The sequence below is a fragment of the Burkholderia cenocepacia genome (genome assembly GCF_900446215.1).
Classification (GTDB): Bacteria; Pseudomonadota; Gammaproteobacteria; order Burkholderiales; family Burkholderiaceae; genus Burkholderia; species Burkholderia cenocepacia.
Genome location: NZ_UAQZ01000001.1, coordinates 1,742,473 through 1,768,943 on the forward strand (window position 1 = coordinate 1,742,473; position 26,471 = coordinate 1,768,943).

A 26,471-nucleotide genomic window follows, 5' to 3' on the forward strand; every position below is an offset into this window, starting at 1 on the left:
GCACCACAAGCCATTTGACGGCGCATCACGACAGGAGCACCACCATGGAAAGCAAGACCCTCGCGGCGCCCGCCGCCGAGCCCGCGAGCCGCGAGCGCAGCGGCCTGTTCTCGTGGTACGCGGATGCGCAGCCGCGCGAGCGCCGCGCATTCTGGAGCTGCAAGGTCGGCTACATGCTCGACGGGATGGACACGCAGATGCTGTCGTTCGTGATCCCGACGCTCGTCGCGACCTGGGGCATCTCGCTCGCCGACGCGGGCTTCATCGGCACGATCACGCTGCTCGCGTCGGCGCTCGGCGGCTGGATCGCCGGCATCCTGTCCGACCGGATCGGCCGCGTGCGCACGCTGCAACTGACGGTGCTGTGGTTCGCGGTGTTCACCGCGCTGTGCGGGCTCGCGCAGAACTACCACCAGCTGGTCGCGGCGCGCGCGCTGATGGGCTTCGGCTTCGGCGGCGAATGGACGGCCGGCGCGGTGCTGATCGGCGAAGTGATCCGCGCGCGCGACCGCGGCAGGGCGGTCGGCCTCGTGCAGTCGGGCTGGGCGATCGGCTGGGGGCTGTGCGCGCTGCTGTATGCGCTGCTGTTCTCGGTGCTGCCGGCCGAGCAGGCGTGGCGCGCGCTGTTCCTGGTCGGGCTCGCGCCCGCGCTGCTGGTCGTCGCGATCCGCCGCTACGTGAAGGAGCCGGACGTCTACGAGAAGGAGAAGGCCGCGCAGGCGAAGGTGGCCGACGCGCCGCGCCTTACCGAGATCTTCGCGCCGAAGCTGATCACGACGACGCTGCGCGCGGCATTGCTGACGACCGGCGCGCAGGGCGGCTACTACGCGATCACGACGTGGCTGCCGACGTTCCTGAAGACCGAACGGCACCTCACGGTGATGGGTACCGGCGGCTATCTCGCGATGATCATCTTCGGCTCGTGGGTCGGCTACCTGACGAGCGCGTACCTGACCGACCGCCTCGGCCGCAAGCCGAACTTCATCCTGTTCGCGGTCGGCTCGATGGTGATCGCCTTCGCGTACACGTCGCTGAACCTGACCAACGCGTCGATGCTGTGGCTCGGCTTTCCGCTCGGCTTCTTCGCATCGGGCATCTTCTCGGGGATGGGCGCGTTCCTCACCGAGCTGTTCCCGACCCGCGTGCGCGGCTCCGGCCAGGGTTTCTGCTACAACGTGGGCCGCGCGATCGGTGCGCTGTTCCCGTTCCTGATCGGCGCGCTGTCCAAGCAATACGGGCTCGGCATGAGCATCGGCATCTTCGCGGTCGCCGCCTACGGCGTGGTGATCGTCGCCGCGCTGACGCTGCCCGAGACCCGCGGCCGCGAACTCGACGCCGCCTGACCGACGGCAGCGGCGGGGCGGCCCGCCCCGCGTGTTTCTTCCCTCTTCATCGACCCCGTGACACGGCGCGCGACGCGCGCCGTGCGGCGGCGTTCGTCCCTCGATTCAACGACGCATCGACCGACACCATGACTGACCGACACCTTTCCTCCGTTCCCTCCGACGCCGCGCGCTGGCAATTCTGGATCGACCGCGGCGGCACGTTCACCGACATCGTCGCGCGGCGGCCCGACGGCACGCTCGTCACGCACAAGCTGCTGTCGGAGAACCCCGAGCAGTACCGCGACGCGGCCGTGGCCGGCATCCGCCACCTGCTCGGCCTCGCGGCCGGCGAGCCGATCACGCCCGCGCAGGTCGACATGGTGAAGATGGGCACGACGGTCGCGACCAACGCGCTGCTCGAACGCAAGGGCGAGCGCACCGCGCTGGCCACGACGCGCGGCTTTCGCGACGTGCTGCGCATCGCGTACCAGAACCGGCCGCGCCTGTTCGATCTCGACATCGTGCTGCCCGACGCGCTGTACGAGACGGTCGTCGAGATCGACGAACGCGTCGGCGCGCATGGCGACGTGGTCGTGCCGCTCGATGTTCAGGGTGCCGAAGCGTCGTTGCGCCGCGTGTTCGACAGTGGCGTGCGTGCGCTCGCGATCGTGCTGATCCACGGCTACCGCCATACCGCGCACGAACGGATGCTGGCCGAGCTCGCGCGCCGCATCGGCTTCACGCAGGTGTCGGTGTCGCACGAGGTGTCGCCGCTGATGAAGATGGTGTCGCGCGGCGATACGACCGTGGTCGACGCGTACCTGTCGCCGATCCTGCGCCGCTACGTCGAGCAGGTCGCGCACGAGATGCCGGGCGTGAACCTGCAGTTCATGCAGAGCAGCGGCGGCCTCACGCGCGCCGATGCGTTCCAGGGCAAGGACGCGATCCTGTCGGGCCCGGCCGGCGGCATCGTCGGGATGGTGCGCGCGGCGCGCGCGGCCGGCTTCGAGCAGGTGATCGGTTTCGACATGGGCGGCACGTCGACCGACGTGTCCCACTACAACGGCGAATTCGAGCGCGAGTTCGAGACGCAGGTGGCCGGCGTGCGGATGCGCGCGCCGATGATGAGCATCCACACGGTCGCGGCCGGCGGCGGCTCGGTGCTCGGCTTCGACGGCGCGCGGCTGCGCGTCGGCCCCGAATCGGCCGGCGCGAACCCGGGGCCGGCCGCGTACCGGCGCGGCGGCCCGCTGACGGTGACCGACTGCAACGTGATGCTCGGCAAGATCCAGCCCGATCATTTCCCGCGCGTGTTCGGCCCGCATGCGGACCAGCCGCTCGACCGCGACGGCGTGGTCGCGAAGTTCGCGGCGCTCGCCGATGAAATCCACGCGGCGACCGGCCGGCGCGAGACGCCCGAGGCGCTCGCCGAAGGCTTCCTGGAAATCGCGATCGGCAGCATGGCGAACGCGATCAAGAAGATTTCCGTGCAGCGCGGCCACGACGTGTCGCGCTACGTGCTGACGACGTTCGGCGGCGCGGGCGGCCAGCACGCGTGCGGCGTGGCCGATGCGCTCGGGATGACGCAGGTGTTCGCGCATCCGCTCGCGGGCGTGCTGTCCGCATACGGGATGGGGCTGGCCGACCAGACCGCGATGCGCGAGCGCGCGGTGGAAGCCGTGTTGTCCGACGCATCGCTGCCGGCGCTGAACGCGGCGCTCGACCGGCTCGCCGACGAGGCCATCGGCGCACTGCTCGAACAGGGCGTGGCGCCGGAGCGGATCGCGACCGAGCGGCGCGTGCACCTGCGCTACCAGGGCACCGATTCGGCGCTCGACGTTCCGGCCGGCAGCGTCGCCGCGATGCAGCAGGCGTTCGAGGCCGCGTACCGGCAGCGCTACGCATTCCTGATGCCCGGCACGCCGCTGGTGGCCGAACTGGCGTCGGTCGAGGCGATCGGCCGCTCGGACGCGCCGGTCGACGTCGCGCCGCTCGCGCCGCGCGAGGCTGGCGCGGCGCCGCAAGCGCACGCGGCCGCGCGCTTTTATTCCGGCGGCCGGTGGCACGACGCGGCGCTGGTCGTGCGCGACACGCTGCGCGCCGGCGACGCGATCGACGGCCCGGCGATCGTCGCGGAGCAGAACGGCACGACCGTCGTCGAGCCCGGCTGGCGCGCCGCGATGACCGCGCAGGGCAACCTCGTGCTGACGCGCACGACGCCGCTGCCGACGCGCCGCTCGCTCGGCACCGACGCCGACCCGGTGCGGCTCGAGATCTTCAACAACCTGTTCATGTCGATCGCCGAGCAGATGGGGCTGCGGCTGCAGAACACCGCGTACTCGGTGAACATCAAGGAGCGGCTCGACTTCTCGTGCGCGATCTTCGACGGCGACGGCAACCTGATCGCGAACGCGCCGCACATGCCCGTGCACCTCGGCTCGATGGGCGAAAGCATCCGCACGGTGATCGAGCGCAACCGCGGCCGCATGCGCGACGGCGACGTGTTCATGCTGAACGACCCGTATCACGGCGGCACGCACCTGCCGGACGTGACGGTCATCACGCCGGTGTTCGCGGACGGCTCGGACGCGCCGCTGTTCTACGTCGGCTCGCGTGGCCACCACGCGGACATCGGCGGCACGACGCCGGGCTCGATGCCGCCCGATTCGACCCATATCGACGAGGAAGGCGTGCTGATCGACAACTGGCAGCTCGTGTCGGCCGGCGTGCTGCGCGACGCCGAGACGCGCGCGCTGCTGGCATCCGGCCGCTACCCGGCGCGCAACGTCGAGCAGAACATGGCCGACCTGCGCGCGCAGGTCGCCGCGAACCAGAAGGGCGTCGACGAACTGCGCCGGATGGTCGCGCAGTTCGGCCGCGACGTCGTGCTCGCGTTCATGGGGCACGTGCAGGACAACGCGGAAGAAGCGGTGCGGCGCGTGATCGGCGCGCTGCAGGACGGCGCGTACCGCTATCCGCTCGACAACGGCGCGGAGATTCGCGTCGCGATCCGCGTCGATCGCGCGGCGCGGCGTGCGGAGATCGATTTCACCGGCACGTCCGCGCAGCTCGGCAACAATTTCAACGCGCCGAAGGCCGTCTGCATGGCCGCGGTGCTGTACGTGTTCCGCACGCTGGTCGGCGACGACATTCCGCTGAACGCCGGCTGCCTGAAGCCGCTGACCGTGATCGTGCCGGCCCGCTCGATGCTCAATCCCGAGTATCCGGCGGCCGTCGTGTCGGGCAACGTCGAGACGTCGTCGGCGATCACCAACGCGCTGTACGGCGCGCTCGGCTGCGTCGCGTCGAGCCAGGGAACGATGAACAACTTCACATTCGGTAACCATCAGTACCAGTACTACGAGACGATCGCCGGCGGCAGCGGCGCGGGCAACGGCTTCGCGGGCGTCGGCGCGGTGCAGACGCACATGACGAACTCGCGGCTCACCGATCCGGAGGTGCTCGAATGGCGCTATCCGGTGCGGCTCGATTCGCACCGGATCCGCGCCGGCTCGGGCGGTGGCGGGCGCTGGCGCGGCGGCGACGGCGCAGTGCGACGGATCCGCTTCCTGGAGCCGATGACCGCGTCGATCCTGTCGAACAACCGGATCCACGCGCCGTTCGGCGCGGCGGGCGGCGAAGCCGGCGCGCTCGGCCGCAACACGATCGAGCGGGCGGACGGCACGGTCGAGGTGCTCGATCACATCGGTCGCGCGCAGATGGCGCCGGGCGACGTGTTCGTCGTCGAAACGCCGGGCGGCGGCGGTTACGGCGCGGCCGGCTGAGCCGCGTACCCGGTGCCCGGCGCGGACGTCCCGCGCCGAGCGCGGGGAGACTATTGCAACGAACTGTGGAATAAAGCCGCGCATTCACGCGCGAACGGAATCAAAAATGGCGGAAAACCGGATGGCGGCATGTGATTCGACCCTGCCGCGACGGCCGCCCCGAAGATCCGTCCCCTTATCCATGAATCGGCCGCAAATGCCCGCCAGACTGGGATTCTGGGCCGTCTCGCCGGCCCTGATTCGCCGCGTGTCATCCGCTCCGTCGCATGCTGCCAATCATGAAAAATCCGGCTTGCCAATCGAGTCCCGATTCCTTGACACTCTGCTCTAAATGTGAGTGCCAATCCTCATCGTCATTTGATAAGATGGCTCTCATCATTCGTAAGGCAGAACCTGCGCGTCACGCGCGAACGCCGGTCGCATTAGCTGGAAACAAGGACGGGACGAGGCCCGCTGTCACGGCAATCACGGCTGCCCTGCCGGGCACGCGCACGGCGCGGCCCGGGAAGGCGGTCGGCCCACTCGCCTCCGACTACACTGTGCGTTTTTTCTGGATCGGGGCGTGTCCATGGATGACGAAAACGATAGCGCGGTGCTCGAGGCGCACGTCGGTACGCGCAGCCCCTGCTGGCGTCTCGGCAGCGACAGCAACGCGCTCGAACTGGCCGCGGTCCGCGGCCTGACCAACGTCGCGATCGCGCTGACGGTCGAGCAGGCCGCGCGCATCCGCGCGCTGACCGGCGTCACGTCGCACCTCGTGCTCGACATCTTGCTGTTTGGCAACCCGGTCAGCCTCCATCTCGTCGGCAGGAAGGTCAATACGGTCGACTGGGCCGGCACGGCGTCCGCCTATTCCGATACCGAATCCGTCGCCGGCGACCTGTCGCACGGGCTCGCGTTCGCCGAGCAGGTCGTGTCCGAAGTGAATTCGCTCGTCGTGATCCTCGACCGCAACGGGATGGTGCAGCGCTTCAACCGCCTGTGCGAGGAAGTGACGGGCAAGCGCGAGGTCGACGTGATCGGCCGCAGCGCGTTCGAGCTGTTCATGAGCCCCGAGCAGGGCGCGCAGTCGCGCAGCAACATCACGGGCTTTTTCGCGAGCAACCAGTCGTTCGCGGTCGAGCGCTACATCAACACGGTCAACGGGCCGCGCCTGTTCCAGTTCCGCAACAAGTTCGTGCAGAGCGGCAGCGGCGTCGACGAGCAGTACCTGATCTGCTCGGGCATCGACATCACCGAGGAGCGCAACGCGCAGCAGCGGCTCACCGAGCTCGCGAACACCGACGTGCTCACCGGGCTGCCGAACCGCCATGCGATCAGCGAGCGCATCCACGCGGCGATCGCCGCGGAGAGCGAGCAGACGCGCGGGCAGGTCGGCATCCTGTTCCTCGATCTCGACAACTTCAAGCGCGTCAACGATCACTACGGGCACATCACCGGCGACCGCCTGCTGCAGGACGTGTCGGCGATCATCAGCGGCTGCCTGCCGTCCGGCGCGACGCTCGCGCGGCTCGGCGGCGACGAATTCCTCGTGCTGTTCGAACAGGGCACGCGCCCGCTGCTCGAAGCGACCGCGCAGATCATCCTCGAGCGGCTGCGCACGCCGATCCATCTCGGGCTGATGGAGGTCTACACGAGCTGCTCGATCGGCATCGCGATGCATCCGCAGCACGGCGATTCGCTCGAGACGCTGATCCGCAGCGCCGATACCGCGATGTACGTCGCGAAGGAAGAGGGCAAGCATACGTATCGCGTGTTCTCGCTGGAGATGAACCAGAAGGTCGCGAAGTACATGTGGCTCGACACGAACCTGCGCAAGGCGCTCGAGGAAGAGCAGTTCGTGCTGCATTACCAGCCGGTCGTCGATATCGCGACGGGCGACGTGCACGGCGTCGAGGCGCTGATCCGCTGGCAGTCGCCCGATCGCGGGCTCGTCGCGCCGGTCGAGTTCATCCGTTTCGCGGAAGAGTCGGGGCTGATCGCGCCGCTCGGACGCTGGGTGATGCGCACGGCAGCCGCGCAGGCCGCCGCGTGGAAGGCGAAGGGGCTCGGCATCCGGATCGCGGTGAACGTGTCCGCGCGGCAGTTGCAGGACATGAACATCGTGCATCAGTTCGCGTCGATTCTCGACGGCGCGGGGCTCAAGCCCGGCCTGCTCGACATCGAGCTGACCGAGAGCTGCTTCATCGAGGACGAGGACGCGGCCATCGGGCTGATGCGGCAGTTCCGCCAGCTCGGCGCGGAGATCCATCTCGACGATTTCGGCACCGGCTATTCGTCGCTGTCGCAGTTGTCGCGGCTGCCGCTCGACGCGATCAAGCTCGACCGCACCTTCATCACGGCGATCGACCGCAATCCGCGCTCGCAGGCGCTGGTGCGCTCGGTCGTGTCGCTCGCGAAGGCGCTGAATTTCGCGGTGGTCGCCGAAGGCGTCGAAACGCATGCGGAAGCCGAATTCCTCAAGCAGCTCGACGTCGATCACGCGCAGGGCTACTACTACGCGCGGCCGATGCCGGCGCAGGCGTTCGAGGCGTGGCTCGCGGAGACGAGAAAGCTCAGGCTGATCGCCTGAGCGTCGTTCCGGACAAGGCGCCGCCGGCCGTCGGCGGCGCCCGTCGCATTACACCGTGCGCAGCTTCGACACGCGCCGGTTCTGCAGCATCACCAGGCGTTCCATGTACGCGAGGTCCTTCGGCTCGATCGTGAACGCCGCATGGACCCACGCTTCCGTGATGTCCATCAGCTCCGAGCGCGACAGCTGGAACACGCGTTCGCGGGCGCGCAGCATCGCACGGATGCCGTTCAGCTTGGGCTTCGTCACGTCGATGAAGGTGCGCGTCGCGAGATACGCGTCACCGGCGTCGAACGTCTCGTCGATCAGCCCGCAGTCTTCGTACCACTCTGCCGCATGCGCTTCGCCGGTCGCGATCAGCGATTCCGCGAGGCCGCGGTTCGCCTTGCGCGCGACCAGCGAATAGCCGCCCATGCCCGGGAACAGGTTGAACGCGATCTCGGGGAACCCGAGTTTCACGCCCTTCTGCGCGAGCACGTAGTGATGCGCGAGCGCGGCCTCGAAGCCGCCGCCGAGCGCGCTGCCCTCGACCATCGCGATCGAGATCGCGCCGGTGCCGAAGCCCGTGTAGATCTCGTACACGCCGTCGATGCACGAGCGCGCATAGGCCATCAGCTGGTCGCGCCGGCCGCTGCGGATCGCGTCGACGAAGAAACTCAGGTCGCCGCCGACGTTGAACAGCTCGGGGACGAGCGAGCCCGTCACCCAGAAGTCGAACGTGAGGCCCGAGTCGCGTGCGACGCGCGCGAGATGGATGATGTCGGTGACGAGTTGCTGGTTGAAACACGGCCGCGGCTCCGATCGCAGCATCATCCACATGACGTTACGGCCTTCTTCGTAGAAGGCCGTCAGTTGCGAGAGTTCGCCGGCTTCGTAAAACGGCCGGCACGCCGGATGGGATTGGAGTTGCATGGTATGTCCTCGTGAGATGTGGTTTTAAAGACCGTCGCGCCATGCGCCATGCGGGTATCGGGTTGCCCGCCGGGGCGCCTGGCGCGAGGCATCGCCATTGTTGCGCGCGCACAAAAGTCGAATTGCGGGGAACAACGCACGAACGGAAAACCCGTGCGGCTTGCGTTCGGGCGAAAGGGCGGGTGACGACGGAGGGCGGGACGAGGGGTTGAGGTCGGTGGGGGAGGGGACTCGAGTGGAGCGGGCGCGCCGGCGTCGCCGGTCGCTTACGCGCTGAAAGCGACGTCAGGACGCCGATCCGCTGTTGCGGATCGGGTCGACCGGCGTGGGGGCGATTCGTCTCGTCGCGAGCGAGAGGGCGCGCGCGGCGCGCATGGCCGCTCGGCGTCGATCGGCTTCGGATGCCGCCGTTCGGGATGCAGCACCGTTGGCAGCGTGCCGAACAGGACCACACGCAGCCACGCGAACGCCATCACGCGGTCACCGGTTGCGCAAGCGTTACCGATCGGCATGAGATCTCCTTCCCGCTGGCGCGGCTTGACGCTTGCCGGCCCGTCGCCCACACTGGGCCGCACGACGGCCCCGCGTGCGAGTGCGCGCGAGCGGCCCGTCATGCGCGCGTCATGCGGTACGACTCCCGCTCCGGCGCGCGGCGCTGACGCCCGGCAACGAACGCGCGGAGAGCTTCGACGTGGTGCGTTTTTATTCCCGATGGACCGGCTGCCTGCTTGCGTGCGCCGTGGCGTTCGGCACAGGTATGGCCGTGGCCGACACGCCCGACTCACATGACACGCCGGATGCTCGCGACGCGGGCGAGACGGCGCCCGTCACGCTCGTCAGCGACGTCCACGAATTCGTGATCCAGCACGACGGTTCGCTCGACGAGCACGACGATTCGACACTGCGCGCGAACGACGCAAACGGGATCGACGCGGTCGCGCAGCGCTACGTGTGGTTCGACAAGCATCTCGAGAAGGTGGAACTGCTCGCGGCCGAGACGATCGACCGCGACGGCGTCGCGCATCCGGTCGGCGCGGACGGCATCCGCGACGTGCAGGAGCCGCGTTCGGCCGGCGCGCCGACGTTCCAGGACGGGCTGCTGCGCACCGTCGTGTTTCCCGGCGTCGAAGCCGGGTCGAGCACGCGCGTCGCGTTCCGCAAGACCCGCACGAAGCCGGTCAATCGCGGCTACTTCGGCTACACCGTCGAGCCGTCACGCGAGCCGGTCGACAGCCAGCGGCTGATTTTCGACGTGCCGGCCGACATGCCGCTGTACGCGGATGCGCGCGGCTACGTCGCGCTGCCGCCGGTCACGGCGAACGGTCGCACGCGTTACGAATTCGACTACCGGCACGGCGCGTACGATCGCATCGAGAGCGGCGCGGTCGGCTATCCGACCTACGGCGACCGGCTCGTCGTGTCGACGCTGCCCGACTACGCGGCGTTCGCCGCGCGCTACCGCAACGCGGCCGTCGACCCGGGCGCGAACGATCCGGCCGTCGTGCAACTGGCGCGCGCGCTCACGGCAGGTGCCGCCGAGCCACGCGACAAGGCGCGCATCCTGTACGACTGGGTGCAGGCGAACGTGCGCTACGTCGGGCTGTTTCTCGGCGAAACGGCCGCCGCGCCGCATCGCGTGACCGACATCCTGCGCAACCGCTACGGCGACTGCAAGGACCACGTCGCGCTGTTCGGCGCGTTGCTCGCGGCGGTCGGCATTCGCAGCGAACCGGTGCTGATCAACCTCGGCTCGGTGTACACGCTGCCGTCCGTCCCCGGCTACGGCGCCGGCGCGATCAATCATGCGATCACGTGGCTGCCCGATCTCGGCCTCTACGCGGACACGACGACGGCCGGCATCGCATTCGGCTACCTGCCGCCGATCGTGATGGATCGCCCGGCGCTGCTGGTCGATACGGGCGTGCTGTCGCGCACGCCGGCCACGCAGCCGCGCGGCCGCACCGCGCGCATCGCGATCGATGCCGCGCAGCCCGGCGCCGCGCGTGTTCAGGCGTATGTCGAGGACGACGGCTGGACGGCCGAACTCGAGCGCACGCTGTTTCGCCGCGCGTCGCGCGAGCGCATCGAACAACTGGCGAACGAGCGCCTGCGGCAAAGCGGCCTGCGCGGCCGCGCGCAACTGTCGACCGGCGACCGGCGCGTGTCCGACGGCCCGTTCGACGTGACCGTGACCGGCACGCTCGATCATTTCGTGTGGCCGGACGGCACGACCGCGTTGCCCGCGCTGTCGAGCCTCACGGGCGGTATCGCGACGCAGGTCGAGGCCTGGCTGGCCGAGCCGGTGCGCACGCAGCCGTGGGGCTGCGTCGGCGGCACGTTCGACGAGACCGGCCAGATCGCGCTGCCGGCGGGCGTCGCCGTGACCGACCTGCCGGCCGATACGGCCGTGCACGACCGGTTCGTCGACTTCACGTCGCATTACGTGTTCGATGCGGCCGCGCGCGTCGTGCAGGTCACGCGGCGGATGAAGGCGGATTTCGGCCGGCAGGTCTGCACGCCGGACGAGTTTGCCGCGCTGCGCGCGTCGCTCGAGCGCATCGAGCGCGACACACAGGCGCAGATCGTCGTGCGGGCGAAGCAGCGTTGAGCGGCGCGGGCACGGCATTCGCTCCGAAGCGGCGAATGACCGCAATTGCCGACGCGCAGGAGGACATCATGACGGAGCGGGATCGCGAGATCGCCGAACTCTCGAAGGAATTGCTGGGCCGGATCGTGCAGGGCGCCGTCACGAACGGCGCAGCCGTGGATGCGCAGCAGTGCGCGGCGCTCGCCGTGCAGTGCGCCACGGCGCTGGTCGACAGGCTCGATGCGTTGAAGTGACGCGCGGCAGGCCGTCGCCGTCGCCGCACGTTACGCTTCGGCGGGCACGTCGCCGTCCGCGCGCACGGCGCCCGGCGGCTTGCCGACCACGCGCTTGAACGCCCGGCTGAACGCGGCGAGCGAACCGTAGCCGAGCCGGTACGCGACCGCTTCGATCGTCTCGCGGTCGCGCGCGATCCACTGCGCGGCGAGCCGCATCCGCAGCTCGGTCAGGTAACGCACGGGCGTCATCCCGGTGGCCGCGAGGAAGCGCTCGGCGAACACCGAGCGCGACACGCCCGCTTCGGCCGCAAGCTCCGCGACGCTCCAGTTGCGGCCCGGGTCGCGATGCAGCGCGACGATCGCGCGGCCGAGCTTCGGCTCGCGCAGCGCCTGCACCCAGCCGGTCGCATCGCCGCATCCGCACTCGACCCAGCCGCGCACGATGAACGCCGCGACCACGTCCGCGAGCCGCGCGAGGATGCCCGCGAAGCCCGCGCGCGCCGTGCACGCCTCGCGCTCCATCGCATCGAGCATCGGGCGGATTTCCGGGTAGCGCGCGAGCAGCGTGCCCACGTGCATGAACGCGGGCATCGTGCCGACCAGCGGCTGCATGCCGCCGAGGTCGAGTTCCATGCACGCGCTGAAGATCAGCGCATCGCCGGCGCCGGGTTCCTTCGTCGCGCAGCTCGTGGGCGACACGCCGGCCGACGCCACCGACGCGACCGTATCGCAGATCTTCGCGACCTCGAAGCCGTCGATCTCGCGGCACGGCACATCCGGATCGGACACCAGTGCGTGCATGCCGCCGTGCGGCAACAGGATCGCGTCGCCGGCCTCGAGCCGCATCGTCTCGCCCGTCGCGTCGCGCAGCAGCACAGGTCCGCGCACGATGAAATGGAACTGCGCGCGGCCCGTCCCGTGGCCGAAACTCAGTCCGAACGGCCGCGCGACCTGGATGCGGCGGTACTGGACGCCGCTCAGGCGCATCCCCAGCAGCAGCTCGCTGACGAGGTCGTGCGTGTCGGAAATCGGGGGCAGAAGGGGCTCGGACATATCGAGATATGGACGTTCGATCAACAAGAACGGATTGTATGTCATAGACCGTCCTGCCGCCGTTCCTTACGATACGCCCTCATCAGTACTTTCCCTAACCGACACGGAACCTCGCATGAATCCCGGAATCTCCTCGGCCGCCTCGACGGCGGCCCCCCGCGAACCGGCCTGGGGCGCGGTATTCGCGATGGCGCTCGGCGTGTTCGGGCTCGTCACGGCCGAATTCCTGCCGGCGAGCCTGCTCACGCCGATGGCCGAGAGCCTCGGCGTGACCGAAGGCGTGGCCGGACAGGCCGTCACGGCCACCGCCACGGTCGCGCTCGTCACGAGCCTGCTGATCTCGGCGCTCACGCGCACGATCGACCGGCGGCGCGTGCTGCTGGTGTTCTCGGTGCTGCTCGTCGCATCGAATCTCGCCGTCGCGTTCGCGCCGAACCTGGGCGTGCTGCTGATCGGCCGCGTCGTGCTCGGCATCGCGCTCGGCGGCTTCTGGACGATGGCGACCGCCACCGCGATGCGGCTCGTGCCGACGGCGATGGTGCCGCGCGCGCTGTCGATCATCTTCAGCGGCGTGGCGGTCGCGACCATCGCGTCCGCGCCGATGGGCAGCTACTTCGGTCACCTGATCGGCTGGCGCAACGTGTTCCTGATCGCGGCCGTGCTCGGCGGCCTCGCGTTCGTGTCGCAGCTTCTCACGCTGCCGTCGATGCCGCCGAGCGGCACGACGCGGCTGCGCACGCTGATCGACGTGCTGCGCCGGCCGACCGTCGGCCTCGGGATGTTCGCGACGATCCTCGTGTTCACCGGCCATTTCGCGTTCTTCACGTATCTGCGGCCGTTCCTCGAACAGGTCGCGGGCGTCGGCGTGAACGGGCTGTCGGCGATCCTGCTCGGCTACGGCATCGCGAACTTCGTCGGCACGTCGCTCGCGGGCCGCGTGCTCGAACACCGGCTGCGGCCGATGCTGATCGGCATGCCGGCGCTGATGGTCGTGCTCGGCATCGCGCTCGTCGTGCTCGGCCGCGCGCCGATGATCGACGCGGTGCTGGTCGCGTTGTGGGGAATGGCGTTCGGCGGCGTGCCGGTCGCGTGGTCGACGTGGGTCACGCGCACCGTGCCCGACGAAGCGGAGAGCGCGGGCGGGCTGATCGTCGCGGCGATCCAGCTCGCGATCGCGACGGGCGCGGCCGCCGGCGGCGTCGTGTTCGACGCGAACGGCGCGGCAGGCGTGTTCGTCGGCGCGGCGATCGTGCTGGCGGTGGCGGTCGCGACGATCGTGACCGGCGTGCCGAAGCGGGTGGGCGTGGTCGCGTCCTGACCGGCCCGGCGGCCCGCGCGGTACGGGCCGCCGCCGGCCGATCGTCCGGGCGTCAGGTGGCGCTGGCGTCCGCGATGCGGTCGAGTGCCGCGAGCGCGTCGGCCGGCAGAGCGAGATCGGCTGCCGCGAGATTCTCGCGCAGATGCGCGACCGACGACGTGCCGGGAATCAGCAGGAGATTCGGCGCGCGGCGCAGCAGCCACGCAAGCGCGACCTGCATCGGCGTCGCGCCGACGCGGGCGGCGACGTCGGACAGCGTCGACGACTGCAGCGGCGAGAAGCCGCCGAGCGGGAAATACGGCACGTACGCGATGCCGTCACGGGCCAGCGTGTCGATCAGTGCATCGTCGCCGCGATGCGCGATGTTGTAGTGGTTCTGCACGCAGACGATGTCGCAGATCCGCCGGCCTTCTGCAACCTGCGCGGGCGTGACGTTGCTCAGGCCGATGTGCCGGACCAGCTCGCGCCGTTGCAGTTCGGCGAGCGTGGCCAGCGGCGCTTCGATCGATCCCTCGGCCGGCCCGTGCGTGTCGAACATGATGCGCAGGTTGACGACGTCGAGCACGTCGAGCCCCAGGTTGCGCAGGTTGTCGTGCACGGCCCGTTCGAGTTCGTCGGGCGCGAAGGCGGGCAGCCACGACGCGTCGTCGCCGCGGCGCGCGCCGATCTTGGTGACGATCACGAGATCGTCGCGATATGGATGCAACGCGTCGCGAATCAGCCGGTTCGTCACGTGCGGGCCGTAGAAGTCGCTGGTGTCGAGATGGTCGACGCCGGATTCGACGGCTTCGCGCAAGACCTTCAATGCGGCGTCGCGGTCTTTCGGCGGGCCGAATACACCGGGGCCGGCGAGCTGCATCGCGCCGTAGCCGATCCGTCTGACGTGGCGATCTCCGAGCCTGAAGGTGGCGGTGTGGCGAATGTCGGGCATGACGTGCTCCTGTCGATGAGATGAATGAATGCGTTCAGCATAGGGACGAGTCGTCTGCGCGATAAGCCGGCATAATTCGCACGGGTTGTACGAAAAGGCGAACAATGCAAACCGATCTGGGCGATCTGAACGCGTTCATGGCCGTGGCGCGCGCCGGCGGATTCCGCGACGCCGCGCGCATGACGGGCCTCAGCGCGTCGGGGCTGAGCGAGGCCGTGCGCCGGCTGGAAGCGCGGCTCGGCGTGCGGCTGCTGCATCGCACGACGCGCAGCGTCGTGCCCACCGAAGCCGGCGAGCGCCTGCTCGCGCGCCTCGGGCCCGCGCTGACCGAAGTGGCGGCGGCGCTCGACGGTATCGACGAATTCCGCGGCCGACCGGCCGGCACGCTGAAGCTCAACGTGCCGGTCAGCGCATCGCGGCTCGTGTTGCCCGCGATCGTGCCGCGCTTTCTCGATGCGTATCCGGACATCCGGCTGGAAGTGACCGCCGACGAAAATTTCGTCGACGTGCTGGCGGCCGGATGCGACGCGGGCATCCGCTACGACGAACGGCTCGAACAGGACATGATCGCGGTGCCGATCGGCCCGCGCGTCCAGCGGTTCGCGACCGCGGCGGCGCCCGGCTATCTCGACCGGCACGGCCGGCCGCGGCATCCGCGCGACCTGCTCGACCATCGGTGCCTGCGCGGGCGTTTCGCAAGCGGCGCGATGCCGCCGTGGGAGTTCGAGCGCGACGGCGAGGTCGTGCGGGTCGAGCCGGCCGCCGGTCCGCTACTGGTCCAGATCGGCGGGGCGACGGAGCTGATGGTCGACGCGGCGATCGCCGGTACGGGCATCGTGCATCTGTTCGAAGACTGGCTGCGCCCGCATGTCGACAGCGGCGCGCTCGAACCGGTGCTCGAACCGTGGTGGCGGCCGTTCTCGGGCCCGTTTCTGTACTATCCGGGGCGGCGTCTGGTGCCGCCGGCACTCCGCGCGTTCATCGATTTCATTAAGGCATCCTGAGCGCGGGTCGGCGCACCGGCGCGTGCGCGTGCGCGTCGAGCCGCTGCCGGTGGTACGCGCCGGTCGCGTCGTCGGCCGGAAACATGCACGCGATGCGCGGTTCCCGCGCGGCCGCGCTTGGCGGCGTACCGATCGTCGTGATCGGCGAGAAGTAGCGCAGCACGACGCCTGCGTGAACAAAGCCGATCGGGATGGCCGGCAGCGACGGCGCGGCGGCCGCCCGCCGCCCCGCGAATCCGTCAGCCGCCTTGCTTGACCAGCGCCGCCAGCGTCTTCATTGCCTGCAGATACGGATACGGCCCGTGGCTGATGCGCGCCACGCCGTACTCCGCGAGTTCCGCGAGCGTCGGCGTTTCCGCGACGCGCATCACGTTCACCGGCAGCGGCGACGCGGCCGTCAGCGCGCGAATGAGCGCCGGCGAGCGCAGGCCGGGCACGAACAGGCCGTCGGCGCCGGCCGCCGCGTACGCGCGGGCGCGCGCCAGCGTCGCGTCGAGCAATCGTTCGTCGTGCGTCTCGGTTGCCGCCTTGAAGAACACGTCGGTGCGCGCGTTGATGAAATAGTCGACGCCCGCGCGATCGGCCGCCTGCCGGGCCGCCGCGATACGGGCCGCCGCTTCGTCGACGTCGCGCAGTTCGCCCGTCGACGGAAAACTGTCTTCGAGATTGCAGCCGATCGCGCCGGCCCGGATGCTCATCGCGATCGTCTCGGCGACATCTTCCGGCCGCTCGCCGTAGCCGCTTTCGAGATCGACGGTGACGGGCAAGTCCGTCGCACGCACGATCCGCTCCAGCACCTCCATCATCAGCGCGCGCGGCATCTGCTCGCCGTCGACGAAACCGTTGGCTGCCGCGACCGACCAGCTGCCGGTGGCCAGCGCGACGGCGCCGGCGTCGGCCACCACGCGCGCACTGCCGGCGTCCCACACGTTGAACAGCGCCAGCGGCTGGCCCGCGCGGTGAAGCGACCGGAAAATCGCGCCCTTCTCGTTGTTGCCCATGCTCGTCTCCTTATGGATACCGGATCGGTTGTCGTGCCGAGCGATATTGCCATCGAATCGGGCGGTGCGACGGACGCCGGCAATGTCTGCTGACAGCGCGTGACAGGAAGTGCGCATGATCGCCGCCGCTGGGCGATCCGCGCGCCGCCTCAGTCGCGCGAACCCGGATCGATCGACAGCGTGCGCAACTGGCCGCGCAACTGGTCGACTTCGCCCGGCGCGAACGGCCGCTCGATCTCGGCATGCGCGCGCTGCCACAACGGGAACGCCTCGGTCAGCAGGTCGTGCCCGGCCGGAGTCAGTTCGAGCAGGCGGCTGCGCCGGTCGTCCGGATCCTGCGCGATCGTGACGAGGCCGCGCCGCTCGAGCGGCTTGAGCGCCGCGGTGAGCGTGGTGCGATCCATCGCGAGCAGCGACGCAACCGATTTCATCGGGGCCGGTTGCGGCCGGTTCAACGACATCAGCAGCGAAAACTGACCGTTGGTGAGGTCGAGCGGGCGCAGCACATCGTCGAAGATGCGCGCCAGATTGCGCGCCGCGCGCTGCATGTGCAGGCACAGGCAGCAATCGCGGACCATCAGCGTCGTTTCGAAGGGAAGCTTTTCTTTTCGTGCCATGTTGCAATTGTGTTGATATCAACCTATCTTGTCAAGGTCGAGGCGCGGCAATCCGCCGCGTCCGTCATCGGAGGAGAAGGCATGAGTGCGCAACAACAGTTGTATCTCGCCGTATTTCTCGGGACCCGGGACAGCCCGGCGATGAAGGCATGGATGGCGCTGCCGGAGGACGAGCGGCGCACGCGCGAGCGCGACGGCATCGCCGCGTGGCATGCGTGGGTCGAGCGCCATCGCGACGCGATCGTCGAACTGGGCGGCCCGCTCGGCAAGACCAAGACCATCGACGCCGGCGGCATCCGCGACACGTCCAATGCGCTGAGCGGCTTCAGCGTCGTGCGGGCGGCATCGCACGAGGCGGCCGCCGCGCTGTTCGAAGGTCATCCGCATTTCACGCTGTTCCCGGGCGTGTCGGTCGACGTGATGCCGGTGCTGGCGATTCCGGGCGCATGAGCGACGCGTGAGGCCGGACGCGACGTGTCGCCCGATGCGATGCGCGTGGTCCGGATGCAGACATTTTCCCGACATTCTGGATGGAGATGGGCGATGAAGCTTTACGGATTTGCCGGCACCCGCTCGCAGCGGGCGCTGTGGGGGCTGAAGGAACTGGATGCGGATTTCGAATTCGTGTCGGTCAACCTGCTCGAGGGCGAGCACAAGCGGCCCGAATTCCTGCGCCTGAATCCGGCCGGCAAGGTGCCGGTGCTGGTGGACGGCGACCTCGTGATTCCCGAGTCGGCCGCGATCGTGCTGTATCTCGCGGACAAGTACCCGGAGAAGGCGCTGCTGCCGGTCGAGCCGGCGCTGCGGGCGGAGGCCTATCGATGGGTCATGTTCGCGGTGACGGAACTCGAGCAGCCGCTGTGGCGGATCACGCGGCATACGTTCATCTATCCGCCGGAGAAACGCTCGCCGGCCGATATCGAACTGGCGCGCGAGGATTTCACGACGATGGCCGCGATTCTCGACAAGCATCTCGAAGGGCGCGAATTCATCGTCGGCGATTCGCTGACGGTGGCCGACTGCGTGACGGCTTACCTGATCGACTGGGCGAGCGAATGCCACCTGATCGAACCGTTCCCGCAACTGCGCGCGTATCTGGAGCGGCTGTATGCGCGGCCGAAGGCGCCGCAGCGGATCGCGGAGGCGCGGAAGGCGGCGTGACAGTGAAACGGGTGCCGGGTCATGCGCCGCATCGGCGTGACCCGCCGCGTCCGCGTGCGATCACGACACCGTGTCGGGCCCGCCGAGCGCACGACACAGCATCGCCAGATCGCGCAACGTGAGATGCGGTGTCGCCGCCTGCGGCGGAGCCGGTTCCCCGCCCGCCCGAGGTTCGCGCACGACCCACGCGGCCTGAAGCCCCGCATTCAACGCGCCGACGATGTCGAGGTGGAAGTCGTCGCCCACATGCAGCAATTCGGCCGGCCGCACGCCGAGTGCGTCCGCCGCCGCATGGAAGATTTCGGGTTCCGGCTTGGCGAAGCCGAATACGCGCGCGCTGAGCGTCGTGCGGAAGAATTCGCCGCCGCCGGTCAGCCGGAGATCCGCGTTGCCGTTGGTGACCGCGATCAACGGAAAGCGGGCGCTCAACCACGCCAGCGCCGGCAGCGCGTCTTCATAGAACTCGACGCGATTGCGCGCCGCATAGAAGACGTCGTAGGCCCGATCGGTCAGCGAGGCATCTTCGTTCGCGCGTTCCAGCGCCAGCCGGATCGAGCCGATTCGCATCGCGCGATAGTCGCTGGCGAGATCCGGATACAAACGTTCGTATTCCTCACGGAGCGCGCTGAGCGCCTGTTGCGTCGGCAGCACGCGCTCGGTATTCGGCGCGTGCTCGAGCAACCATGCACGAAGCGTCGCTTCGGCCCGGACGACGGACGGCCCGAACGGCCACAGGGTGTCGTCGAGGTCGAACGACAGGGCGGAAACTTGGGTGAGACGCATGGTGGTTGAAAGCGGGAAGTCGTGTTACCAGGGCCACGGAACGGCGGTTCCGGTGCCGTTGTCGACGGCGTGCCGATACAGGAAGCGCGCGACGGTCAGGTCCTGAAGCGCGAGGCCCGTCATGTCGAAGACGGTGATCTCGTGCGCGGCACGGTCGACCGATGCCGCACCCGCGAGGATGTCACCGATTTCCGTGCGCGGCAAATCCGGCGCCCACTGGCACTCGCCGATGCTGCGCGCCTGATCGTGATCGTCCACGACGATGCGCGCGCGTTCCAGCACGCCAGGCGGTAGTTCGCGCTTGCCCGCGGTATCGGCGCCCACGCAGGTCAGGTGGGTGCCCGGCCGAACCGCATCCGCGTCGAACAACGGCCCGCCGCCGGGCGTGGCCGTGATCACCACGTCGCTGTGGGCGACCGCATCGTTCCGGTCGCGCGCCACGCCGATCGTGCACCGTTCGACGAAGTGCGATTCGAACGCCGGGTCCGGCTCGCCGCCGACGTTCACGTATTGCACCGTGCACCGCTGCGGCAGCAGCCGGAGCGCGTAGTCGAGCTGCACGCGCGCCTGCACGCCCGTGCCGAACACGCAGATCCGCGTGCTGTCGCGGCGCGCGAGCTGTTGCAGCCCGAGGCCGCCCGCGGCGCCGGTCCGCGCGGTGGTGATCGCGTTGCCGTCCATGATGCACAGCGGGCGGCCCGTCGCCGGATCGAACAACGCGACGGTCGCCTGATGCGGCTCGCCGCCGCGTGTACGGTTGCCCGGCCAGAACCCGGCCGCCTTGAAACCGAGCAGATCCTGGCCGGCGACGTCGCCCGACTTGATGCCGAACACGCCGCCGGTATGCAGCTTCTCGCGCACCACCGGGAATACGCGTCCGGCCCTTTGACTGTGCAGCACGAACGCTTCGCGCACGGCCGCCATCACTTGCCCGGCTTGCAGGGCGGGCTCGACGGCATCGCGGTCGAGGAGAAGGAGGCGGGCGTCGGTCGGCATGGTCGGGGGTGCCTGTCCGGCACGAGACGAATCGAGGGTGTTTAAAGTTTGTCCAGAACTGGATAAATAGTCAATGCGCGGATGGCGCGGCATGGGCGCCGGACTTCGCTTACCACCCGTAGAAGCGTGGCCACGTCTGCGCGGCGCCGTCGTCGCCGATCGCGTGGTAGTCGGGATGTTGAGCGCCGGTCGCGCACGCGTGATTCGGCAGGATGCGCAGGCGCGTGCCGATCGGAAACCGCCGCGCGATGTCCGTATCCGGCGTGCCCGTGCGCGATACGATCCCGTGTTCCTGGTTGGCGGCGCTCATCAGGTAGTCGTCGAGCACTTCGCCGGCTTCGGTGCAGATTTGCCCGTAGCCGAAGTCGCGTGCCTGGCGCTGCGTGCCGCGGTCGCGGCTCATCGCCATCCAGCCCGCGTCGACGATCGCCCAGCCTTTCTCTTCCTGATGACCGATGACCGTGGTCAGCACCGACAGCGCGATGTCGGACTGTTCGCACACGCCGATGTTGTGCATCACGAGGTCGAACATCACGTACACGCCGGCGCGCACTTCGGTCACGCCGTCGAGCCGCTCCGCCGCAAGCGCGGTGGGCGTCGAGCCGATGCTCACGACCGGGCACGGCAACCCGGCGGCCCGCAGGCGCTCCGCGGCCCGCACGGTGCGGCTGCGCTCCTGTTCGGCGATCGCGGCCAGCGCGTCGGGCGTGTCGTGTTCATAGCTGGAGCCCGCATGAGCGAGCACGCCGCCGAGCAGCGTGCCGCCGCCGGTCAGCGCGCGGCCGACGTCGATCAGCAGGTCGGCTTCGGGCGGGATGCCCGAGCGGTGGCCGTCGACGTCGACTTCGATCCATACGTCGAACCGTTCGCCGTGCTCGCGCCCGAAGGCGGCGATCGCCTGCGCGGCCGGCAGGCTGTCGGCGACGATCTTCAGGTCGCAGCCCTGCCGGCGCAGCGCGAGCGCCTGCCCGAGTTTGGCGGGCACCATGCCGACCGCATAGACGATGTCGCGGATGCCGTGCGCGAAGAACTGCTCGGCTTCCTTGAGCGTCGACACCGTGATGCCTTGCGCGCCCGCCGCGATCTGCGCGTCGACGACGTGCCGGCATTTGGTGGTCTTGACGTGCGGCCGGAACCGGACGCCGAGTGCGTCCAGATGCGTTTGCATGCGCGCGATGTTGCGCTGCATGCGGCCGACGTCGATCAGGGCGGCCGGGGTATTGAGCGTATGAAGGTTCACGAGGTGTCCGATGGTGTGGTTGCCGATGCGGACACTGTAGGGCGGTTGGGCCGCCTCGTGTTTAATGCGCGGCTAATCTGCCATTAAGCCGCATTTAACGCTTATGCCTTGCCGCGCCACGGCGGCGGATCGAGAAACCGCTGCGCGGCGTCGAGAAACACCCGCTGCCGCGCGGAGCGGCCGGTACGCGACGGCAACAGCGCCGTCACCGGCGCGGCCGGCAGGTTCCAGCCGGGCAGCAGCCGCACGAGCTTGCCGTTCGCCAGCAGCGGCGCGACGTCCCACTCGGAGCGCTCGACGATGCCGAGCCCGGCGAGCGCCCATTCGGTGATGACGGTGCCGTCGTTGGACGACAGCGCGCCGCTGACGCGGATGACGGTAGCCCGCCGCGATTCGCCGTCGACGCCGCTGCCGGGCGAGAAGCGCCAGCGCGGGATGTCTTCGTCGTTCTCGCGCAGGCACAGGCAGTCGTAGCGCGTCAGGTCGGACGGATGCTTCAGATCCTTGAGGCGGCGCGCGTACGCGGGGCTCGCGCACAGGAAGCGCTCGTTGGGGGCGAGCGGATAGCCGATCCACGACGACGACTTGAGGCTGCCGACATGGACGACCACGTCGGCCCCCGCCGCGCTCGTCAACGGGCTTTCCGACAGATGGAGCGAGATGTCGAGTTTCGGATGCGCGCGCTGCAGGTCGCGCACGATCCGTGCGACGTATTTGCGGCCGAAGCCGAGCGGGGCGACGACGCGCAGCGTGCCCTGCACGTCGCCGTGGTCGCCCGCGAGGCTGCCCGGCAGCGCTTCCACGCGCTCGAGAATGCCGACGGCTTCCTGGTACAGCCGCTGCCCTTCGTCGGTCAGCGCGATCCCTTTCGGCTGCCGCACGGCGAGCCTTGCGTTCAGCCGTGCCTCCATCCGCTGCAGGCGAATCGTCACCGCGGGCGGCGTGAGGTCGAGCAGCCGGGCGGCAGCGGCCAGGGAGCGCGACGTGCCGATCGCGCGGACGAGTCGAAGGTCGTCGAGGTCGAGCATTTCATGGCTCTTAATGCCGGTGATGTCGAGCATTAAACCGCACATCGTGCGGCGAAGCCATCGACGCGGCGTCGAGGGGCGGCGACAAGCTCGACCGGAACGCGCCTGTCACATTCGCCCGATACATTGAATTTTTCGATGCTATCCGGCATTCGGCACGTATTTCCCGATCGATTCGACCGCCCGTCATGACACTGACCCAGCTTCGCAGCTTCATTGCCGTCGTCCAGCACGGCGGTTTCACCGCGGCCGCCCGCGCGCTGTCCACCAGCCAGACGACGATCACGTCGCAGATCCAGACCCTCGAACATGAACACGGCGTCGAGCTGTTCCACCGCCGCGGCCGGCGCGTCGAGCTGTCGGCGGTCGGGCTCGAATTCCTGCCGATCGCGCGCCGCATCTGCAGCGACGAGAGCGATGCCGCCGCGCTGCTGCGCGACAGCGGCGCATTGCAGCGCGGCTCGCTGAAGATCGGCGCGGTCGGCCCGTTTCACGTCACCGAGATGATCGACGCGTATCACAAGCTGCATCCGCACATGCACCTGTCGGTCGCGCTCGGCAATTCGGAAACCGTCTTGCGCGATCTCGACGAGTACGTGTGCGACGTCGGCGTGGTGGCCCGCGCGTTCGAGGACGCGCGCTACTTCACGCAGCGCTATGCGAGCTTTCCGGTGATCGCGTTTGTGCGCTCGACGCACCGCTTCGCGACGCGCGACGCGATTACGCTGCACGAACTGGCCGGCGAGCCGCTGCTGATGCGCGAACCGGGCTCGACGACGCGCCGCGCGCTCGAAGACGCGATGGCGGCGGCCGGCCTGACGCCACGCATCGCGATGGACATCGGCAGCCGCGAGGCGTTGCGCGAGGCCGTCGCGCGCGGGCTCGGCGTCGGCACGGTATCGAAGGCCGAATACGTGCCCGACGAGCGGCTGCGGCCGCTGCGCATCGACGGCGACCCGGTCGAAACCCATATCCACGTGTGTTGCCTGAGCGAACGGCGCGGCAGCCGGCTGGTCGCGTCGTTTTTCGATGCGGTCGCGCGGTGCCGGCCGCTCGACACGTGACCGCGGGCAACGACGCACCGGCATGCGGCGGCGATCGATCGAGAAATTCGGTCGATCCATAGTCGATGACCGGGATTTTCGATCATGAGCGCGTCATCGCGGATGCCTAACCTGATGCTCGTCCCCATTCCATTCAGGTGCGAGCATGCATTGCGCGGCAGATCGGTTTTTCGTGTTGGTTCGTCATGCAGAATATCGGGTCGTGAACGGACAAGTGTGCGATACGCGGCGTCGCCCGGGAGCGGCGGCATGAGCGACTGGCACTTCCACAATCCCGTGCGGATCCGCTTCGGCGTCGACGCGCTCACGGATCTGAGCGATGCGCTCGGCGGACGCAGCTACGCGATCGTCACGTATCCCGATGCCGTGTTCGCGCGGCTGGCCGACCGTGTCGAAGCGCAGCTCGGGCCGGCGCTCGCGCGGATCGACTGCGTCGAGGCGAACCCGTCGGTGCCGATGCTGCGACGCGCGTGCGAGCGGCTCGCCGCGCTGCCCGCCAAACCGGACGTGCTGATCGCGCTCGGCGGCGGCTCGGTGATCGATTCGGCGAAAGTGCTCGCCGCCGAACACGGCGATTTCGATCGCGTGCTGCGCATCCTGTCCGGCGCCGCGGGTACGACGGGCGACGCACCGGTGCGGCCTGCGCTGCCGATCGTCGCGATCCCGACCACGGCCGGCACCGGCAGCGAAGTGACGCGGTGGGCGACCGTCTGGGATCCGCACAACGCGCGCAAGCTGTCGCTGTCGCGGCCCGATCTCTTTCCTGAAACGGTGATCGTCGATCCGCGCTTGATGGTCGGCCTGCCGATGCAGCCGACGCTCGCCAGCGGTCTCGACGCGTTGTCGCACGCGCTCGAAAGCATCTGGAACGTCCATGCGAACCCCGTCACGCGCGGTCTTGCCGTGCAGGCGGCACGCGAACTGATGCACGGCCTCGGGCGCGTGAATGCGCACCCCGACGATCTCGACGCGCGCAGCGACATGGCGCTCGGCGCGCTGCGCGCGGGGCTCGCGTTCTCGAATACGCACACCGCGCTCGCGCACAGCATTTCCTATGCGATCACGCTGACGCGCGGCGTCGCGCACGGCATCGCGTGCTCGTTCTGCCTGCCGGCCGTGATGCAGGCGGCGCTCGGCGTCGACGCCGCGTGCGACGCCGCGCTGCGCGAGATCTTCGGCGATACGGCGTCCGCCCCCGCGCAGCTCGTCGCATTGCTCGACGCGCTCGGCGTCGCGAGCCACCCGGCCGCGTACGGGATCGACGCGCCCGAATGGGCGCGCATCGTGGATCACGCATTCGACGGCGCACGTGGGCGCAACTTCATCGGCACCCGCGCGCGCTTCCCGCATTTCGACTTCAGCCCGGAGCAGCCCGAGCGGGCGCTTCACTGACGAGGAGCCCTCATCATGCAACCGTCTCATCCGATCGAAACGGACGCGCTCACGCGTCTCGACAACCTGCCGTGGACCCGCTTCCACACGCTGATGCTGGTCGCGCTCGGCGTCGGCTGGGCGCTCGATTCGTTCGAAACCAACATCATCGGCAGCGTGTTCGGCGTGCTGAAGTCGCACTGGCACCTGAGCGCCGCGCAGGGCTCGCTCGCGGTCAGCATCTGGGTGTTCGGGATGCTGGTGGGCGCGATCGCGTTCGGCTATCTCGCCGACCGCTACGGCCGCAAGCGCCTGTTCCTCGCGACGCTGCTCTGGTACGCGTGCTTCAGCGTCGCGACCGTGCTGTCGTGGAACTACGAATCGTTCCTGTTCTTCCGCGCGATGACGGCGCTGGCCGTCGGCGGCGAATATTCGGCGGTGACCGCGACGATGGGCGAATTCATTCCGACGCGCCATCGCGGCCGGACCGACGCGCTGATCCTGTCGGGTTTTCCGGTCGGCGCGCTGCTGTCGGCGGCCGTGTCGTATCTGGTGCTGAACCAGTTGCCGCCCGAGTGGGCGTGGCGCGTGGGCTTCGGCCTCGGCACGACGATGGCGCTGGTGTTCTTCTGGATCCGCCGCGTGATTCCGGAATCGCCGCGCTGGCTGATCCAGCAGGGGCGCGTGGCGGAAGCCGAAGCGATCGTCGAGCAGATCGTCGCGAGCGTGGCGCGCGCGCCGAGCGCGCAGGCCGACCGCGCGCCATTGACGAAGCGCTACACGCCGACCCGCTTCGCGCACCAGGCGCCCGCGTTCTGGCGCAACGTCGGCGAACTGTTCGGCGCGTATCGCGCGCGCTGCGCGCTGGCCGGCGCGCTGAACTTCTCGCAGGCGGCCGTCGTGTACGGCGTGCTGTCGCTGATGGCGCTCGTGCTGCTGCCGTACCTGAAGGTGGCGTCGACGGACATGCCGATCTACTACATGATCGGCAACGCCGCGGCGCTCGCGGGCGGCATCGTCGCGGCGTTCCTGGTCGAGGCCTGGGGCCGGCGCGCGTCGTTGTTCGCGAGCTATACGTTCACCGTCGCGGCGATCGTCTTCATCTATGCGATGCACGCATTGCCCGGCATGGTGTTCGGCTACTGCCTGATCCAGTTCGGCGTCACGTGGGCGTACATCTCGGGCTATGTGGTGTCGTCCGAAATCCTGCCGACGCGGATTCGCGCGACGGGGCTCGGCGTGTCGGTCGCGATCGGCCGGCTCGGCGCGGTGATCGCGCCGCTGATGCTGACGAATGTTTACGCAATGTCGGGCTCGCCGTCGGCCGCGCTGGTCGTGCTGCTGGTGCTTGCGCTGCCGGGACCGCTCGCGGCCGGCCTGTGGTGGCTCAACGGGCGCGAGACGCGGCGGATTTCGCTGGAAGCGTGCAGCGCCGAGGGGGACGCGCAGCCGGCGGTGGACGCCGCGCCGCGCGCGGCGTGACGCCC

Annotated in this window: 23 protein-coding genes; 12 read left to right on the forward strand and 11 right to left on the reverse strand. The window is 69.2% G+C overall.

What is annotated here, in order from left to right; genetic code table 11:
* The first annotated feature begins 44 nt into the window (after positions 1 to 44).
* The 3 genes from DTA15_RS08165 to pdeR all read left to right on the forward strand — a co-directional run bounded on the left by DTA15_RS08165 (position 45) and on the right by pdeR (position 7,682).
* Positions 45 to 1,343, forward strand: coding sequence for an MFS transporter (locus tag DTA15_RS08165; protein WP_006484334.1), 1,299 nt, complete (start codon positions 45 to 47; stop codon positions 1,341 to 1,343).
* A gap of 128 nt (positions 1,344 to 1,471) precedes the next feature.
* A complete protein-coding gene (locus tag DTA15_RS08170; protein WP_012493128.1) occupies positions 1,472 to 5,110 on the forward strand; it encodes a hydantoinase B/oxoprolinase family protein in 3,639 nt (1,212 codons plus the stop codon).
* Between the two features lie 568 nt (positions 5,111 to 5,678).
* On the forward strand, positions 5,679 to 7,682 hold the full coding sequence (gene pdeR / locus DTA15_RS08175) for a cyclic di-GMP phosphodiesterase (RefSeq protein ID WP_006488779.1): 2,004 nt from the start codon (positions 5,679 to 5,681) through the stop codon (positions 7,680 to 7,682).
* A gap of 48 nt (positions 7,683 to 7,730) precedes the next feature.
* On the opposite strand, the gene DTA15_RS08180 is transcribed toward pdeR, so the two are convergent.
* Both DTA15_RS08180 and DTA15_RS08185 read right to left on the reverse strand, forming a co-directional pair.
* On the reverse strand, positions 7,731 to 8,594 hold the full coding sequence (locus tag DTA15_RS08180) for a crotonase/enoyl-CoA hydratase family protein (RefSeq protein ID WP_006488766.1): 864 nt from the start codon (positions 8,592 to 8,594) through the stop codon (positions 7,731 to 7,733).
* Between the two features lie 266 nt (positions 8,595 to 8,860).
* The gene (locus tag DTA15_RS08185) at positions 8,861 to 9,106 is read right to left on the reverse strand and encodes a hypothetical protein (RefSeq protein WP_006492577.1); all 246 of its coding nucleotides are present in this window, start codon (positions 9,104 to 9,106) and stop codon (positions 8,861 to 8,863) included.
* 179 nt (positions 9,107 to 9,285) lie between these two features.
* Here DTA15_RS08185 and DTA15_RS08190 point away from each other — a divergent pair, with 179 nt between their 5' ends.
* Entirely contained in the window at positions 9,286 to 11,202 is a 1,917-nt protein-coding gene (locus tag DTA15_RS08190; protein ID WP_012493129.1) for a transglutaminase family protein, read from the forward strand.
* A gap of 35 nt (positions 11,203 to 11,237) precedes the next feature.
* Positions 11,238 to 11,435 carry a hypothetical protein gene (locus DTA15_RS08195; protein WP_006488792.1) on the forward strand — a complete coding sequence of 66 codons (198 nt, stop codon included), beginning with the start codon at positions 11,238 to 11,240 and terminating at the stop codon, positions 11,433 to 11,435.
* Between the two features lie 30 nt (positions 11,436 to 11,465).
* On the opposite strand, the gene DTA15_RS08200 is transcribed toward DTA15_RS08195, so the two are convergent.
* On the reverse strand, positions 11,466 to 12,515 hold the full coding sequence (locus tag DTA15_RS08200) for an AraC family transcriptional regulator (protein ID WP_006488753.1): 1,050 nt from the start codon (positions 12,513 to 12,515) through the stop codon (positions 11,466 to 11,468).
* A gap of 70 nt (positions 12,516 to 12,585) precedes the next feature.
* Between DTA15_RS08200 and DTA15_RS08205 the strand changes: the two genes are divergently transcribed.
* Positions 12,586 to 13,788: an MFS transporter gene (locus DTA15_RS08205; RefSeq protein WP_006488787.1), complete on the forward strand. Its 1,203-nt coding sequence runs from the start codon at positions 12,586 to 12,588 to the stop codon at positions 13,786 to 13,788.
* A 52-nt stretch (positions 13,789 to 13,840) separates the two neighbouring features.
* On the opposite strand, the gene DTA15_RS08210 is transcribed toward DTA15_RS08205, so the two are convergent.
* A complete protein-coding gene (locus DTA15_RS08210) occupies positions 13,841 to 14,719 on the reverse strand; it encodes an aldo/keto reductase family oxidoreductase (RefSeq protein ID WP_006488769.1) in 879 nt (292 codons plus the stop codon).
* Between the two features lie 104 nt (positions 14,720 to 14,823).
* Between DTA15_RS08210 and DTA15_RS08215 the strand changes: the two genes are divergently transcribed.
* Positions 14,824 to 15,723 (forward strand): LysR family transcriptional regulator, encoded by a 900-nt coding sequence (locus DTA15_RS08215; RefSeq protein ID WP_006488775.1) that lies wholly within the window; start codon positions 14,824 to 14,826, stop codon positions 15,721 to 15,723.
* Here DTA15_RS08215 and DTA15_RS08220 read toward each other — a convergent pair.
* From DTA15_RS08220 to DTA15_RS08230, 3 genes are all read right to left on the reverse strand, one after another.
* Positions 15,710 to 15,886: a hypothetical protein gene (locus tag DTA15_RS08220; protein WP_006488764.1), complete on the reverse strand. Its 177-nt coding sequence runs from the start codon at positions 15,884 to 15,886 to the stop codon at positions 15,710 to 15,712. The genes DTA15_RS08215 and DTA15_RS08220 overlap by 14 nt on opposite strands.
* Positions 15,887 to 15,962: 76 nt before the next feature.
* Complete coding sequence (locus DTA15_RS08225) at positions 15,963 to 16,724, reverse strand: isocitrate lyase/PEP mutase family protein (RefSeq protein ID WP_006488783.1); 762 nt, start codon at positions 16,722 to 16,724, stop codon at positions 15,963 to 15,965.
* 149 nt (positions 16,725 to 16,873) lie between these two features.
* The gene (locus DTA15_RS08230) at positions 16,874 to 17,341 is read right to left on the reverse strand and encodes a MarR family winged helix-turn-helix transcriptional regulator (RefSeq protein WP_006488765.1); all 468 of its coding nucleotides are present in this window, start codon (positions 17,339 to 17,341) and stop codon (positions 16,874 to 16,876) included.
* Between the two features lie 81 nt (positions 17,342 to 17,422).
* Between DTA15_RS08230 and DTA15_RS08235 the strand changes: the two genes are divergently transcribed.
* Complete coding sequence (locus DTA15_RS08235; RefSeq protein ID WP_006488774.1) at positions 17,423 to 17,791, forward strand: hypothetical protein; 369 nt, start codon at positions 17,423 to 17,425, stop codon at positions 17,789 to 17,791.
* 93 nt (positions 17,792 to 17,884) lie between these two features.
* Positions 17,885 to 18,502: a glutathione S-transferase family protein gene (locus DTA15_RS08240; RefSeq protein WP_006488786.1), complete on the forward strand. Its 618-nt coding sequence runs from the start codon at positions 17,885 to 17,887 to the stop codon at positions 18,500 to 18,502.
* Between the two features lie 60 nt (positions 18,503 to 18,562).
* Here DTA15_RS08240 and DTA15_RS08245 read toward each other — a convergent pair whose 3' ends face one another.
* The 4 genes from DTA15_RS08245 to DTA15_RS08260 form a co-directional block, all read right to left on the reverse strand.
* Positions 18,563 to 19,285: an HAD family hydrolase gene (locus tag DTA15_RS08245; protein WP_006488782.1), complete on the reverse strand. Its 723-nt coding sequence runs from the start codon at positions 19,283 to 19,285 to the stop codon at positions 18,563 to 18,565.
* Between the two features lie 24 nt (positions 19,286 to 19,309).
* Positions 19,310 to 20,281 (reverse strand): ornithine cyclodeaminase family protein, encoded by a 972-nt coding sequence (locus DTA15_RS08250; protein ID WP_006488773.1) that lies wholly within the window; start codon positions 20,279 to 20,281, stop codon positions 19,310 to 19,312.
* 109 nt (positions 20,282 to 20,390) lie between these two features.
* Positions 20,391 to 21,521, reverse strand: a complete 1,131-nt coding sequence (locus DTA15_RS08255) for a DSD1 family PLP-dependent enzyme (protein ID WP_006488785.1) — start codon at positions 21,519 to 21,521, stop codon at positions 20,391 to 20,393.
* 101 nt (positions 21,522 to 21,622) lie between these two features.
* Positions 21,623 to 22,582 carry a LysR substrate-binding domain-containing protein gene (locus tag DTA15_RS08260; protein WP_006488772.1) on the reverse strand — a complete coding sequence of 320 codons (960 nt, stop codon included), beginning with the start codon at positions 22,580 to 22,582 and terminating at the stop codon, positions 21,623 to 21,625.
* Between the two features lie 155 nt (positions 22,583 to 22,737).
* Here DTA15_RS08260 and DTA15_RS08265 point away from each other — a divergent pair, with 155 nt between their 5' ends.
* From DTA15_RS08265 to DTA15_RS08275, 3 genes are all read left to right on the forward strand, one after another.
* Entirely contained in the window at positions 22,738 to 23,613 is an 876-nt protein-coding gene (locus tag DTA15_RS08265; protein WP_006488756.1) for a LysR substrate-binding domain-containing protein, read from the forward strand.
* Positions 23,614 to 23,862: 249 nt separating this feature from the next.
* Positions 23,863 to 25,005, forward strand: coding sequence for an iron-containing alcohol dehydrogenase PsrA (gene psrA, locus DTA15_RS08270; protein ID WP_006488762.1), 1,143 nt, complete (start codon positions 23,863 to 23,865; stop codon positions 25,003 to 25,005).
* A 15-nt stretch (positions 25,006 to 25,020) separates the two neighbouring features.
* Positions 25,021 to 26,466 (forward strand): MFS transporter, encoded by a 1,446-nt coding sequence (locus DTA15_RS08275; RefSeq protein WP_006488763.1) that lies wholly within the window; start codon positions 25,021 to 25,023, stop codon positions 26,464 to 26,466.
* The last annotated feature ends 5 nt before the right edge of the window (positions 26,467 to 26,471 follow it).